This is a genomic window from Amorphus sp. MBR-141 (genome assembly GCF_053628695.1).
In genome coordinates this window covers 116729-131113 of record NZ_JBRJGW010000006.1, presented here as the reverse complement: position 1 = coordinate 131113, position 14385 = coordinate 116729, and the positions used below count along the sequence as shown (strand labels likewise).

The following is a 14385-nucleotide window of genomic DNA, read 5'->3' as shown; positions in this document are numbered from 1 at the left end:
ACGAGCGGTGGTGCAACGCCGTTCGATGGGAAGAGCGCCGACATCCTTCGGCCAGCCGAGCCCTAACCCTTCATGACGCTTCAGACGCCCATGCCCCTTCCCCGCCAGGTCCGTGCGCGCACGGTCACCGCGGTGCTCGGCCCGACCAACACCGGCAAGACCCACCTGGCGATCGAGCGGATGCTGGGCCACAAGTCGGGCCTGATCGGCCTGCCGCTGCGGCTTCTCGCCCGCGAGGTCTATGCCCGCGTGGCGGCGCGGGTCGGCGCGGACCAGGTGGCGCTGATCACCGGCGAGGAGAAGATCCTTCCCGACAATCCGCGCTACTACGTCTCCACCGTCGAGGCGATGCCGCAGACCACCGACGTCGACTTCGTGGCGATCGACGAGGTGCAGCTGGCCAGCGACCTGGAGCGCGGCCGGGTGTTCACCGACCGGCTGCTGCGCCTGCGGGGCCAGTCTGAAACGCTGCTGCTGGGGGCGGCGACGGCCCGGCCGCTGCTGGAGCGCCTGCTGCCCGGCGTCAACGTCGTCACCCGGCCGCGCATGTCGGTGCTGAGCTACGCCGGCTCGAAGAAGATCACCCGCCTGCCCACCCGCTCCGCCGTGGTGGCGTTCTCCGCCGACGAGGTCTACCAGATCGCCGAGCTGATCCGCCGCCAGCGCGGCGGCGCGGCAGTGGTGCTCGGCGCGCTGAGCCCGCGCACCCGCAACGCCCAGGTGGAGCTGTTCCAGTCCGGCGACGTCGACTTCCTGATCGCCACCGACGCCATCGGCATGGGCCTCAACCTGGATGTGGACCACGTCGCATTTGCCTCCGACCGCAAGTTCGACGGCTACCAGTACCGGCGCCTCAATGCCGGCGAGCTGGGCCAGATCGCCGGGCGCGCCGGCCGCCACATGCGCGACGGCACCTTCGGTGTCACCGGTCGGGTGGACCCGTTCGACGACGAGCTGGTGCAGCAGCTGGAAGCCCACACCTTCGCGCCGATCAAGGTGTTCCAGTGGCGCAACTCCGACCTCGAATTCGCGTCGATCGCGGCGCTCAGACGGTCGCTCGACGTGGCCCCGCGGGAAGACGGGCTGACCCGCGCGCCGCCGGCCGAGGACATCGCCTGCCTGGAATTCGCTGCCCGCGACCCGGAAATCAGCGCGATGGCGCATGGACCGGCGGCGGTCGAGCGTTTATGGGACGTGTGCCAGCTTCCGGACTATCGCCGGATCGCACCGGCCAATCATGCGGAACTCGTTCTCGACGTGTATCGCCATCTGGCGACGAAGGGGCGGATTCCCGACGACTGGTTCGCAGGCCAACTGACGTTTGCCGACCGAACGGATGGCGATATCGACACGTTGTCGAATCGCATCGCCCACATCCGGACATGGACTTATGTTGCCAACCGGGCGGATTGGCTCGACGATCCCGCCCATTGGAGAGAAACCACCCGCGCCATCGAGGACAGGCTGTCGGACGCGCTCCACGAGCGTCTGACCCATCGTTTCGTCGACCGTCGAACGAGCGTCCTGATGCGCCGGCTGAGAGACAACGACATGCTGGACTCCGAGATCACGACCTCGGGCGACGTGGTGGTGGAAGGCCATCATGTCGGCAATCTTCACGGCTTCCGCTTCATTCCGGTCTCGACTGGCGAGACGCCGGATCTGAAGGCGGTGCGCGCCGCCGCCCAGAAAGCGCTCGCGAGCGAGTTCGAGCGGCGCGCCGACCGGCTGGCCGAGGCGCCCGATGCGGCGTTCGTGCTGGCATCGGACGGGGCGATCCGATGGCACGGCGAGGCGGTTGCCAAGCTGATGCCGGGCGAGGAAACGCTGCGACCGTCGATGATCGTGCTGTCCGACGAGCAGCTGAGCGGCCCGGCGCTCGAGAAGGTGCAGGCGCGGCTGCAGCTGTGGCTTAAGACCCAGGTCGAGACGCTGCTGAAGCCGCTCTTCGAACTGCGCGGCGCGCAGGATCTCGATGGCATCTCGCGCGGCCTCGCCTTCCAGATCGCCGAGGCGCTGGGGGTCCTCGACCGCCACCAGGTGGCGGACGAGGTCAAGGGGCTCGACCAGCAGGCGCGAGCCGGCATGCGTCAGTATGGCGTGCGCTTCGGCGCCTACAACATCTATGTCCCGGCGCTGCTGAAGCCGGCGCCGAGCCGGCTGCTGGCCGAGCTGTGGGCGCTGAAGAACGCCAGCCTGGAGGTGGCCGGCCTCGCCGAGCTGCCGCAGCTGTCGTCCTCGGGCCGCACCTCCATCCCGATCGATCCCGAGGTGCCGAAGGCGCTCTACGGCGTCGTCGGCTTCCGCGTGTGCGGCAGCCGCGCCGTCCGCGTCGACATCCTGGAGCGGCTCGCCGACCAGATAAGGCCGCTAATCGCCTGGAAGCCGTCGACCCCGGGGGCGACCCCGCCCGACGGGGCGATCCCTGAGGGCGGCGGCTTTACGGTGACCGTGTCGATGACCTCGCTGCTCGGCTGTTCGGGAGAGGATTTCGCCTCCATCCTGAAGTCGCTGGGCTACCGGCTGGAGCGTCGTCCGGCTCCGGTGGCTGCGGATGCCGCCTCCGCGGCGCCGTCCGAGACGGTGGTGACCGCGGCGACGCCGGCCGATGAAGGCGCGGACGCACCGGCCGACGGAGTGCCCGCTCCTGCGAGCGGCGCCGCGCCGGAGGGCCTGTCGCAGACCGAGGCCGAAGCGCCGGCAGCCGACGAGGAGCCGGCGACCGACGCCGCCCAGGCCCCGGAGCCTGTGGCCGCCGTGGCCAAAGCCGACACCCGGACCGAGGACGCGACCGCGGAGCCGACCGGCACCGACGGAGCACCTCAGCGCGAAGGCGCCGGCGGGACGGAGACGGCGAACGACGACGTCGCGCCGGTTGCCGCGGGCAACCCCAACACCCCGGCGCATGCCGGCGTGCAGGCGGAGGCCGATGGGCAGGCGGAAGCCGAGGTCCCCGACCTGTCGGAAACCGAGGCCGAGGCACCCGCGGAGCCGGCGGTTGCGCCGAGCGCGGACCTGGCCGCTGCCGCGACCGATGGCACGGAAGCCGCTCCCGCGGCCGAGACCGCGGCTGCGCCCGATGCGGCCCCGGCAGAGCCGGAGATGATCGAGGTCTGGCGTCCGGGCCGGCGGCGCCACGGCAACGAGCGCCGTCCCGACCGGCGGGGCGCGCAGGCGCAGGGCCAGCAGGGTCAGCAGGATGGCGAGCGTGCCGAGCGCGGCCGTGGCGGACGCCGCGGCGATCGCAAGCCCCAGCAGCCTGGACAGGGTCGAGGCGCGGGCCAGCTTGGCGGCACTGGCAAGCCCGGCGGCGGCAAGCCGGGTGGCGGCGGCGGAAGCGGCGCCCCGCGCCACGGCAAGGGCGGCGGTCCGCGCGAGGATCAGCGGCCGAGGCGTCCTCCGCCGAAGGAGCGTCCGGTGGATCCCGATTCGCCGTTCGCCAAGCTCGCCGAACTGAAGCGCAATCTGGAGAGAGGATCGCGTGACCCCAACTGACGGGGACGCGGCCGCCGACAGGCTGCGCATCGATCTGTGGATCTGGCGTGCCCGCTTCGCGCCGAACCGCCCGTTTGCCCAGGCCCTCATCGAGGCCGGGCGCGTGCGGGTCAATCGGGACAAGGTGAAGGCCCCCGGCCGCCGGGTCGGCGTCGGCGACGTGCTGACGGTGTCGGCGCGCGGCGGCGGCGTTCGCGTGGTGCGCATTCTGGCGCTGCCGGAGCGGCGCGGATCGGCGACGGTGGCACGCACCCTCTACGAGGACCTGTCGCCGCCGCCGGACGGCGGCGTTCCGGACGGCGAGGACGGCTCGACCGGCTGAGACCCGCCAGCGTGACCTGTCGATCCGTGGCGCGCCCGACGCGGTGGGAGCGCGGGGCCGTGGCGCCCGGACCGCCGCTCGGGATTTTCATGCCTTCCCGGGGCCGGATATTGGAGCGGCGTTGCTTGAGACGGCCGGCGCTTGGCGTTAAGCCGGTGGGGAATTCAGCGTGGCGGGAGTAAATTTCCCGGACGCGGCGATTGGAGGATTGAGATGACGTACGTCGTCACCGAGGCGTGCATCAAGTGCAAGTACACCGACTGCGTCGAGGTCTGCCCCGTGGATTGCTTCTACGAGGGCGAGAACATGCTCGTCATCCATCCGGACGAATGCATCGACTGCGGGGTCTGCGAGCCTGAGTGCCCGATCGACGCGATCAAGCCCGACACCGAGCCGGGACTGGAAAAGTGGCTCGAGGTGAACACCGAGTACGCGTCGAAGTGGCCCAACCTCACCGCCAAGAAGGACCCGCTGCCGGAAGCGGCGGAGTTCGACACCGTGCCGAACAAGTTCGAGACCTATTTTTCCGAGGAGCCGGGCGAGGGCGACTGAACCCTCGGCCCGGGCCGACGGCTGCGATCCGGACGGATGGACAGCGCTTGACGCCTTGACCTGCGGAACCGCTTTCCGTCGATCGGGTGAGACCGCCGGATCGGGATTGGGTCCACGCATTCCCGGCGCGGATTTGCGTGCAGGATGAGGCGTCTGGCGGCCGGGCCGTGTCCAATTGCCGCATCCGCGTGCGGCGTGCGGCGCACGCCGAATCGCTTTTGCTCCGCGGCAAGCCTTTGATTTTTACAAAAAAATACGATATGTTTGGGAATTCGATCGATCGTTCGGACCGAGGCATCATCTGCCGTCGCCATCCCAGCATCGCCTGAAACGCATCGGCCGGCCCTACCGCCCGCCGATCGTCTAGCCTCGAATTCCTGGATGGCAAAGCGAATTCGTAGGTGGCAGTTGCGGGGTGGCAAAGCGCTTTCCGGCGCGGGCCCATCCTTCGGGACACGCGGGACACGCCCTCAGCGGGCCCGGCGATCGACGCATCCAAGCGCCGCCATTGGCGCTCAATAGACGATTCGACCGGAATGTCAAAGGTCGGGTCCGACAAAACGCAAGTAGGCGCAGGAGTGCACACTCGTATGGCCACCACGGCAAAGAAACCCGTTCAGCGGTCGATCTTCAAGCCCCAGGATTACATCGTCTATCCGGCCCACGGCGTGGGTCAGATCGAGGCGATCGAGGAGCAGGAGGTCGCGGGCCACAAGCTCGAGCTGATCGTGGTCAACTTCGAAAAAGACAAGATGACGCTGCGCGTCCCCGTCGCGAAAGCCAAGAGCGCGGGTCTGCGCAAGCTGGCCGAGCCGGTCACCGTGAAGAAGGCGCTCGACGTCGTCACGGGTCGGGCGCGCGTCAAGCGCACCATGTGGAGCCGCCGCGCCCAGGAGTATGAGGCGAAGATCAACTCCGGCGACCTGCTGTCCATCGCCGAGGTCGTCCGCGACCTGTTCCGGGCCGACACCCAGCCGGAGCAGTCCTACTCCGAGCGCCAGCTGTTCGAGGCGGCCCTCGACCGGATGGCGCGCGAGATCGCGGCCGTGAACAAGGTCTCCGAGACCGAGGCGGTGAAGCTCATCGAGAGCCAGCTCGCCAAGGCGCCCCGACGCGGTCCGAAGACCGCCGAGGGCGACGCCGAAGCCGAGAACGAGGCCGAGACCGGCGACGACACGGACACCGAGACGGAGCAGGAAGAGGCGGCCTGACGGGCTGCATCTCCGCCGCCAAGGTGAGCTGCATTGGAACGGGCGCCCATCGGCGCCCGTTTCGCTTTGATAACGGCCGTTCACGATTGTGTGCGGGCGCACGAATCCGCCTCGCATGATCCGGCCGTCCGGGACCATCGTATCCCGGGGGTACGCATCACTGTGCGAGGACGCCATGGCCGGGACCAGCATTTCTCGACGCCAACTCGTTCGGGCCGCGATGAACGCGCCATATCTCGAACGTGAGCAGGAGCTGGAGCTCGCCCGCCAGTGGCGCGAGAGCGGCGACAAGCGCGCCCTCGACGTGCTGGCCTCCGCCCACATGCGCCTCGTCATCGCCATGGCGTCCAAGTTCCGGCACTTCGGGCTGCCGATGAACGACCTGATCCAGGAAGGCCATGTGGGGCTTCTGGAGGCGGCGGCGCGCTTCGAGCCGGACCGCAACGTCCGCTTCTCCACCTATGCGACCTGGTGGATCCGCGCGTCGATCCAGGACTACATCCTGCGCAACTGGTCGATCGTCCGCGGCGGCACCTCCTCGACCCAGAAGGCGCTGTTCTTCAACCTGCGCCGCCTGCGCGCCAAGCTTTCCCGCGACGGCAACGCGGTGACCTCCCAGAGCGTGGTGACCGAGATCGCCACGGCGGTGGGGGTGTCGCGGGCCGACGTGGAGCTGATGAACGCCCGGCTGTCGGCCCCCGACACCTCGCTGAACGCACCGGTCATGGAAAGCGAGGACTCCGGCTCCGACCGCCAGGACTTCCTGGTCTGCGAGCAGCCGCTGCAGGACGAGACGGTGGGCGCGGTGATCGACACCGAGCGCCGCTCGCGATGGCTGCGCCGGGCCCTGGGCGAGCTCAACGAGCGCGAACTGCGGATCGTGCGGGAACGGCGCCTCGCCGAAGAGAGCGTCACCCTTGAGGCGCTGGGCTCGAAGCTCGGCATCTCCAAGGAGCGGGTCCGGCAGATCGAAAGCCGCGCGCTGGAAAAGCTGCGCGCGGCGCTGTTGCGCGACCATCCCGACCGGGCGGCGTTCACCGGCTGAGGCCGGTGTCCCCGTCCGCCCCGCCGAGCGGAGACGGTCTGCCAGCTGGCCGCGGCCTCAGTGCAGCAAGTTCGGGAACAGGCCGAGAATGCCGATGATGATCAGGTAGGCGGCAACGGCGTAGTTCAGCACCCGCGGTACCACCAGGATCAGAATTCCGATGACGAGTGCGAGAAGCGGCTGGATGGCAAGGTCGACCATGGCTGTTCACTCCGTTGCTGGGCGCGGCGGCCGGGGGTGAAAGCCCGCCGGCGCCGGGCGGACGAGGGATCAACGCACGTTTGGCGCGGCAGTTCAGATACGGCCGGTCGCTCGTCCGCACGGATCTGAGGCCGGCCGAGCCGTTGTCGGCCGGAACGCCGCGAACCACAAGCGCAAGGCGGACAATCTGCAGCCTTTGCATATCGATCAGGTGACGCCGTGGGGCCGCAAAGAGACGGGTGCGGGATCCTACCCGACGGCCGCAAACACCGCCTTGATCTGATCGACGGTCGGCTTCGGGCCCTGCCCGGTGACGTACATCAGGGTGATGCCGTCGATCAGGCCCGCGCAGACGTCGACGGGCACGTGTCCTTTCCTGTCGGACACGAGGGTCAGGAAGAAGGTGATCGGCCGCCGGGCAGCCCCGGTCAGGCGATCACCGACGCCGGACAGGTCCGGACGGCGGGTGGAGGCGAGCGTCAGTTCCATTCGCGCCAGGAACAAGTGCCGCTCCCGATCGGCGTAGGCAACCAGCTCCTCGCCGACGTAGGCGATCCCGGCGTCCATGCCCTCACGGGCGACCCGGTCGGAAAAGCCCAGCTGAAGATCGTCGCAATCCTTGCCCAACAGGGCCTCCAGATGGCCGGCCGCGGCGCCGAGCAGGTCGGTCTTCTTCGGGAAGTGATAGCTGGTGGATCCTTGCGGAAGCGCCGCCGCCGCATCGACGGCGCGGTGAGTCACGCCCTCCAGCCCCCGCTCGGCCAGAAGCGCGATCACGGTGTCGAGAATGACGGTCTTCCGGTCTCTGGAGGCCATTGATTGCAACGCTCTACATATGTAGTGAATCCGGAGACATACGACTCAATAAGTAATACAAGCGAAGGATCATCCTATGACGCAAGCGGCCGCACAAGCCATCACTCGGCTGAACCCACCGACGATGCCGAATTCCGTCCAGCTGGGGTACTCGCAGATCTCGATCGTCGAACCCGGACGCATGGCCTATGTCTCCGGCCAGGTCGCTGTGCCGCCTGACGGAGGGCCGGTGCCGGCGGATCTCGGGGAGCAGGTCCGCCTGGCTGCGGCCAATGCACGGGCCGCGCTGGATGCACTCGGGGCGACCCCCGCTGACATCGTGATCCTCCGCTGCTTCATGACCGATCTGAATGCGGAGACGCTTGCCGAGGTCTTTCCAGCCGTCGTCGCGTTCTTCGACGGTGCGATGCCCTGCCTCACAGGGGTCGGCGTCGCGGCGCTCGCCGGCGCGGATCTGAAGGTGGAACTGGAACTGACGGTGCGCCTGCCTGGCTGACGGACTCCCGCCTCGAAACGCAAGAAGGGCGGCCCGAGGGCCGCCCTTCCGCAATGTCGTCTCAGTGCGCAGATAACCGGAAGGAAGCGGCGAGGGCCGCCGCTCCCACGTCCGGTCTTACTCCTCGTCGCCTTCGCGGGCCTTGAGCGCTGCGCCCAGGATGTCGCCCAGCGACGCGCCGGAGTCGGTCGAGCCGTACTGTGCGACGGCTTCCTTCTCTTCGGCGATCTCGAGCGCCTTGATCGACACGGCGACCTTGCGGGCCTTCTTGTCGAACTGGGTGATGCGCGCGTCGACCTTGTCGCCGACCGAGAACCGCTCGGGCCGCTGCTCGGAGCGGTCGCGGGCGAGGTCGGAGCGGCGGATGAAGGCGGTCAGGTCGGTGTCGACGATCTTCACCTCAAGACCGGCATCCTGAACCTGCGTGATCTCGCAGGTCACGATGGCGCCTTTGCGGACGTCGCCAGCCTCGGTGAACGGGTCGCCCTGGAGCTGCTTGATGCCGAGCGAGATCCGCTCCTTCTCCACGTCGACGTCGAGCACCACGGCGCGCACCATGTCGCTCTTGTTGAACTCGGTGATGACCTCCTCGCCGGGACGGTTCCAGTCGAGATCCGACAGGTGAACCATGCCGTCGATGTCGCCATCGAGGCCGATGAACAGACCGAACTCGGTCTTGTTCTTGACCTCGCCCTCGACCTCGGAGCCAACCGGATGGGACTCCAGGAAGAGCTCCCAGGGGTTCTCCAGGGTCTGCTTGAGGCCGAGCGAGATGCGGCGCTTGACCGGATCGACCTCGAGGATGACGACCTCGACTTCCTGGCTGGTCGACACGATCTTGCCCGGGTGGACGTTCTTCTTCGTCCAGCTCATCTCGGAGACGTGGATGAGACCCTCGATGCCCGGCTCCAGCTCAACGAACGCACCGTAGTCGGTGATGTTGTTGACGCGGCCCGTGAAGCGGGCGTTGACCGGATACTTGGCCTCGATGCCTTCCCACGGGTCGGCCATCAGCTGCTTCATGCCGAGCGAGATGCGGTGGGTCTCGTGATTGACCCGGATCACCTGCACCTTGACCGACTGTCCGATGGACAGGATCTCGGTCGGGTGATTGACGCGGCGCCAGGCCATGTCGGTGACGTGCAACAGGCCGTCGATGCCGCCCAGGTCCACGAACGCACCGTAGTCGGTGATGTTCTTGACCACGCCCTCGATGATCTGACCCTCTTCGAGGCTCTGGACCAGTTCGGAACGCTGCTCGGCGCGGGTTTCCTCGAGCACGACACGGCGCGACACGACGATGTTGCCGCGGCGCTTGTCCATCTTGAGGATCTGGAACGGCTGCGGGGTGTGCATCAGCGGGCCGACGTCGCGGACCGGGCGGATGTCCACTTGGCTGCGCGGCAGGAACGCCACGGCCCCGTCGAGGTCGACGGTGAAGCCGCCCTTGACCGAGTTGAAGATCTGGCCGGTGACCTTCTCGTTCTTCTCGAAGGCGACCTCGAGCCGGATCCAGCTCTCTTCGCGGCGGGCCTTGTCGCGCGACAGCACGGCCTCGCCGAGCGCATTCTCGACGCGCTCGAGATAGACTTCGACCTCGTCGCCGATCTTCAGGTCGCCGTCGCGACCCTTGACGCCGAATTCCTTGAGGGGGACCCGGCCTTCGACCTTGAGGCCGACGTCGATGACTGCGAGATCTTTTTCGAAGCCGACCACCGTCCCTTTGACGACGGTCCCTTCCTGCATGTCAGCCGCTTTGAACGAAGCTTCGAGGAGGGCGGCGAAATCCTCACGTGAGGGTGTCTGTACGGTCATTCAGTCTCCTGGACGCCGATTGCTCGGCATGCGCCGGTGGTTTGTGTTGCTCGAACCGTCCTGCAGGGGAGTGATCTTTCGCGTCCGCGGGTAAAATGCGGACTGTCCGGCGCAAGGCCCCTGCAACACAGCCATGATACTGGTGAAACGCAACGAGCGACCGGATCAGGGATCACGGTCGTTCGAAATCGGTCGCGCGTCGCAGTGACGGCCGAAAAAGGCTGCCTACTCCGGCGGGGACCCGCGATGTCCGGCCGTGCCGGACGCTGAACGCAAGGCCTCGTCGACGATTTCCACAGCCGCGCGAAACGCGGCATCTATATCCAACTCCGTCGTGTCGAGCAAGACGGCGTCGGGAGCGGCGGCCAGCGGCGCCACGGTGCGGCCGGAATCGCGCGCGTCGCGGCGGCGGAGATCGGCCAGCACGGCCTCGTAGGTTCCCTCCTCGCCGCGCCCGGAAATCTCGGCGGCGCGGCGCGCGGCGCGCGCCTCTGGCGTCGCGGTGACGAACAGCTTCGCCACGGCATGGGGGCAGACGACGGTGCCGATGTCGCGCCCGTCGAGGACGGCACCGGGCGGCAGTTCGGCGAAGGCGCGCTGATGCTCGACCAGCGCGGCGCGCAGCTGCGGCAGCACCGCGATCCGCGACGCCGCCTCGCCGATCGCGTGGTTCGACAGGCGGTCGCGGTCGATGCGGTCGAAGTCGACGCGGGCGACGGCGGCCACGGCGGCGGCCTCGTCGTCCAGCGGTTCGTGCTGGGAGAGAAGTTCCTGCGCCACGGCCCGGTAGGTGAGGCCGGTGTCGAGGTAGCGCAGCCCGAAGTGGTTCGCGAGGCGGCGGGCGAGGGTGCCCTTGCCCGATGCGGCCGGACCGTCGATCGCGACGATCATGAGGTGGTGTCCGAGGTGTCGGCGAAGCGGCCGCCGAGGCTCTCCATCATCGCCACGAAGCCGGGGAAGCTAGTGGCGATCATGCGGGTGTCGTCGACGGTGACCGGCTCGTCGGTGGCCAGACCCATGACGAGGAAGCTCATGGCCAGCCGGTGATCCATATGGGTCGCGACCAGGCCGCCGCCGCACGCGCCGGTGCGGCCGGTGACGGCGAGCCAGGTGTCGCCGGTGTCCACCGCGATGCCGTTCGCCCGCAGCCCGGCGGCCACGGCTTCGAGCCGGTCGGCCTCCTTGACCCGAAGTTCGCCGACGCCCTCCATCCGGGTGGTGCCCTCGGCGAACGCCGCCGCAACGGCGAGCACCGGATACTCGTCGATCATCGAGGGCGCGCGGGCGGCCGGCACGGTGACGCCCTTCAGGCGGCTGGCGCGCACGTGCACGTCGCCGATCTTCTCGCCTCCAGACACGCGCGCGTTCTCGATGGCGATGTCGGCGCCCATCTCCTTCAGCGTGTCGAACAGGCCGGTGCGCGTCGGGTTGAGCAGCACGTCGGTGACGGTGACGTCGGAGCCTTCGACGATGAGCCCGGCGACGATCGCGAAGGCGGCGGAGCTCGGGTCGCCGGGGACCGTCAGGTCCATCGGGGTGAGGTCGGCGCGGCCGGTCAGGCTGATCCGCCGACGGCCGGCGTCGTCGGTCTCGATGGCGAGCGGCACGCCGAAGCCCTCGAGCATCCGCTCGGTGTGGTCGCGCGACGGGTTTTCCTCGATCACCGTGGTCGTGCCCGGCGCGTTGAGGCCGGCCAGCAGGATCGCCGACTTCACCTGGGCCGAGGGCACCGGCAGCGTGTAGGTGATCGGCACGGCCGTCGCGGCGCCGCGGATCGTCAGCGGCAGCCGGTCGCCCGAGCGCGCGATCACCCGGGCGCCCATGGTGCGCAGCGGATCGAGGACGCGGGCCATCGGCCGGCGCGACAGCGACGCGTCGCCGATCGCGGTGGCGACGATCGGATGGGTGGCAAGAAGGCCGAGAATCAGCCGCACGCCGGTGCCGGCGTTGCCGAAATCGAGGGCGCCTTCCGGCTCCAGCAGGCTGCCGACGCCGACGCCGTCGACCTGCCAGCGGCCGCCGGCGTCGCGTTCGATGCGGGCACCGAGCGCGCGCATGGCGCCGGCGGTGGCGTGCACGTCCTCCGATTCCAGGAGCCCGTCGATGGTCGAGCGGCCGACGGCGAGGCCGGCGAGCATCAGCGCGCGGTGGGACACCGACTTGTCGCCGGGAACGCGGAGGCGGCCGGACAGCGGAGTGGCGGGGCTTGCGGTGAGCGGGGTCGGTGCCAAGCGGAATGCCTCGATGAAAGGCCGCCCGGCTCTGGGCCTCCACCGGCGCCCCCGGCGGGGCCTCTGGACGGGGCTGCGGAGACCGGTGCCGGCCGAATTCGGGCCGACGGCGGCGACCACGATCTGGTGACGGAGCTGGTAGCTAACACGCGGTCGGGACGCCGTCACCCCGGGCGCGCGAAATGTTCGAAGCCGACTTCGTCGATTGGGCTTTGACAGGACCCGCCCTGCTGTGTATTCCGGCCGCCTCCTATCAGAACGCGAGGCGGTTCCGTGGCAAAACCCGAGCTCGGCACCAAACGACAGTGCTCCAACTGCGGAGCCAAGTACTACGACTTGGGCAAGGACCCGATTCTGTGCCCGAAATGCGGCACGCCGTTCGTTGTCGCGGTGCCCGTGTCGCGCCCGTCCAAGGCGGCGCCGGTCAAGGCCGCGCCGGTGGTCGAGGCGGAGGAGACGGAAGTCGACACCGACGAGGACGTCGAGCTGGTTTCGCTCGAGGAGGCCGACGAGGACACCGCTCCGGCCGCCCGCGAGAAGGCGATCGACGACGATGACGACGAGATCGAGATCGACACCGATCTGCCGGCCGACGATGACGACGACGACACCTTCCTCGAGGATGACGAGGAAGACGACGGGGTTGTCGATGTCGCGCGCGGCGTCGAGGACGACGACGACACCGAAAGGTGAACGGAATGGCGGGCGCGGTGGATTCGGCCAAAAGGCCTATTGATTCCGCAGCGAACCGCACCTAAGTTCCGACGCGCTCGCCGGGGGGTCCCCAATCCCCCCGGAACGGATGGGGCCATAGCTCAGTTGGGAGAGCGCTTGAATGGCATTCAAGAGGTCGGCGGTTCGATTCCGCCTGGCTCCACCAAACTTCTCCTCCGCGTGAGGGATCGCAAAAAGCCGCCGAGAGGCGGCTTTTTTGTTGTCCGGTGGGCGGGATTCCGATCGCGCGCCTGCAGAGCGGATGCCCCGCAGGCGCGCCGAATCGCTATTCGGCCGTCCAGCCGCCGTCGATCGGCAGGATCGCGCCGGTGATCGACGCGGCCGCGTCGGAGCACAGGAACACCGCGAATGCCGCGACCTGCTCCACCGTCACGAACTCCTTGGTCGGCTGGGCGGCGAGCAGCACGTCGTGCTTCACCTGCTCCTCGGTGATGCCGCGCGCCTTGGCAGTGTCGGGGATCTGTTTTTCCACCAGCGGCGTCCAGACGTAGCCCGGGCAGAGCGCGTTGACGGTGACGCCGTGCTGGGCGGTCTCGAGCGCCACGACTTTGGTGAGGCCGGCGATGCCGTGCTTGGCGGCGACGTAGGCGGCCTTGTCCGGCGAGGCGACGAGGGCATGGGCCGACGCCGTGTTGATGATGCGGCCCCACTTGCGGCTCTTCATGCCGGGGACGGCGGCCTTGATGGTGTGGAACGCCGAGGAGAGGTTGATCGCGATGATGGCGTCCCACTTGGCGTCCGGGAAGTCCTCGATGGGCGAGACGTACTGGATGCCGGCGTTGTTCACCAGGATGTCGACCGATCCGAAGGTGTCTTCGGCGGTCTTGATCATGCCGGTGATCTCGTCCGGCTTGGTCATGTCGGCGGCGGAATAGAGGCACTTCACGTTGAATTCGGTCTCGATGGCGGCGCGTTCCTTCTCGATCGCCTCCGCCTCGCCAAAGCCGTTGATGACGATGTTGGCGCCCTTTTCGGCCATCGCCCGCGCGTAGCCGAGGCCGATGCCGGAGGTCGATCCGGTGATCACAGCCGTCTTGCCTTTGAGCATCCCGCTCTCCTTCGTTCTGGACATCCGGCCCCGGATGCGCGCATCGGGGCCGCGATACTGGTAGACAGTGCGTGCCAGCTTCCCGCCGACGGCCATCCCCTTGAGCCGCTCCCGGCCGCCTCGGACCGATCCGGCCGAACGGGACGTGCTCAATTCTCTGAAGCTGGGACCTTTTCGTGTCGATCAGGCGGCTCCACCTGATGGCAAAAGGCTGGAGCAAGGGGCACGCGCAATCAAGCCGAATTGTGCGGCACTTTGACGACGCGGGCGGCCGGTCGACGGATCGCCGCCGCGCCTTGGCCGTTCCGTTCCCGGCACGGGCGCTGGCAAGGCCTGATCGCATCGGCCCGCCGCCAACCCTACGGCTCGCAATTGCCACGGTCGCGCGCTAAGAGGGAAGCTGCCGCGCCATCGGCGG

13 protein-coding genes and 1 tRNA gene are annotated in these 14385 nt (G+C 68.5%); 8 read left to right on the top strand and 6 right to left on the bottom strand.

Annotated elements, in window-relative coordinates; all coding sequences use genetic code 11:
* Nucleotides 1-72 precede the first annotated feature (72 nt).
* From ACSSVZ_RS10215 to ACSSVZ_RS10195, 5 genes are all read left to right on the top strand, one after another.
* Nucleotides 73-3495 carry a helicase-related protein gene (locus ACSSVZ_RS10215; RefSeq protein WP_453969709.1) on the top strand — a complete coding sequence of 1141 codons (3423 nt, stop codon included), beginning with the start codon at nt 73-75 and terminating at the stop codon, nt 3493-3495.
* Entirely contained in the window at nt 3482-3817 is a 336-nt protein-coding gene (locus tag ACSSVZ_RS10210) for an RNA-binding S4 domain-containing protein (protein ID WP_453969708.1), read from the top strand. Before ACSSVZ_RS10215 ends, ACSSVZ_RS10210 begins: the two co-directional genes overlap by 14 nt.
* A gap of 213 nt (nt 3818-4030) precedes the next feature.
* Nucleotides 4031-4369 carry a ferredoxin FdxA gene (fdxA, locus tag ACSSVZ_RS10205; RefSeq protein ID WP_453960407.1) on the top strand — a complete coding sequence of 113 codons (339 nt, stop codon included), beginning with the start codon at nt 4031-4033 and terminating at the stop codon, nt 4367-4369.
* A gap of 590 nt (nt 4370-4959) precedes the next feature.
* Nucleotides 4960-5580 carry a CarD family transcriptional regulator gene (locus ACSSVZ_RS10200; RefSeq protein WP_453969707.1) on the top strand — a complete coding sequence of 207 codons (621 nt, stop codon included), beginning with the start codon at nt 4960-4962 and terminating at the stop codon, nt 5578-5580.
* A 175-nt stretch (nt 5581-5755) separates the two neighbouring features.
* Nucleotides 5756-6625 carry an RNA polymerase factor sigma-32 gene (locus tag ACSSVZ_RS10195; RefSeq protein ID WP_453969706.1) on the top strand — a complete coding sequence of 290 codons (870 nt, stop codon included), beginning with the start codon at nt 5756-5758 and terminating at the stop codon, nt 6623-6625.
* Between the two features lie 57 nt (nt 6626-6682).
* Here the strand turns inward: ACSSVZ_RS10195 and ACSSVZ_RS10190 are convergent, their stop codons facing one another.
* Entirely contained in the window at nt 6683-6826 is a 144-nt protein-coding gene (locus ACSSVZ_RS10190) for a DUF3096 domain-containing protein (protein WP_453969705.1), read from the bottom strand.
* Nucleotides 6827-7075: 249 nt separating this feature from the next.
* Nucleotides 7076-7642 (bottom strand): TetR/AcrR family transcriptional regulator, encoded by a 567-nt coding sequence (locus ACSSVZ_RS10185; RefSeq protein WP_453969704.1) that lies wholly within the window; start codon nt 7640-7642, stop codon nt 7076-7078.
* A gap of 76 nt (nt 7643-7718) precedes the next feature.
* Here ACSSVZ_RS10185 and ACSSVZ_RS10180 point away from each other — a divergent pair, with 76 nt between their 5' ends.
* A complete protein-coding gene (locus tag ACSSVZ_RS10180) occupies nt 7719-8138 on the top strand; it encodes a RidA family protein (protein ID WP_453969703.1) in 420 nt (139 codons plus the stop codon).
* 117 nt (nt 8139-8255) lie between these two features.
* Here ACSSVZ_RS10180 and rpsA read toward each other — a convergent pair whose 3' ends face one another.
* The 3 genes from rpsA to aroA form a co-directional block, all read right to left on the bottom strand.
* Entirely contained in the window at nt 8256-9953 is a 1698-nt protein-coding gene (gene rpsA, locus ACSSVZ_RS10175; RefSeq protein WP_453969702.1) for a 30S ribosomal protein S1, read from the bottom strand.
* Between the two features lie 225 nt (nt 9954-10178).
* Nucleotides 10179-10844, bottom strand: coding sequence for a (d)CMP kinase (gene cmk / locus ACSSVZ_RS10170; protein WP_453969701.1), 666 nt, complete (start codon nt 10842-10844; stop codon nt 10179-10181).
* Complete coding sequence (aroA, locus tag ACSSVZ_RS10165) at nt 10841-12184, bottom strand: 3-phosphoshikimate 1-carboxyvinyltransferase (protein ID WP_453969700.1); 1344 nt, start codon at nt 12182-12184, stop codon at nt 10841-10843. Before aroA ends, cmk begins: the two co-directional genes overlap by 4 nt.
* A gap of 273 nt (nt 12185-12457) precedes the next feature.
* Between aroA and ACSSVZ_RS10160 the strand changes: the two genes are divergently transcribed.
* Together ACSSVZ_RS10160 and ACSSVZ_RS10155 are read left to right on the top strand one after the other, a co-directional pair.
* Complete coding sequence (locus ACSSVZ_RS10160; protein WP_453969699.1) at nt 12458-12877, top strand: TIGR02300 family protein; 420 nt, start codon at nt 12458-12460, stop codon at nt 12875-12877.
* A gap of 111 nt (nt 12878-12988) precedes the next feature.
* Nucleotides 12989-13064: transfer RNA gene (locus ACSSVZ_RS10155), tRNA-Ala, on the top strand.
* Nucleotides 13065-13184: 120 nt separating this feature from the next.
* On the opposite strand, the gene ACSSVZ_RS10150 is transcribed toward ACSSVZ_RS10155, so the two are convergent.
* On the bottom strand, nt 13185-13967 hold the full coding sequence (locus ACSSVZ_RS10150) for a 3-hydroxybutyrate dehydrogenase (protein WP_453969698.1): 783 nt from the start codon (nt 13965-13967) through the stop codon (nt 13185-13187).
* Nucleotides 13968-14385 lie beyond the last annotated feature (418 nt).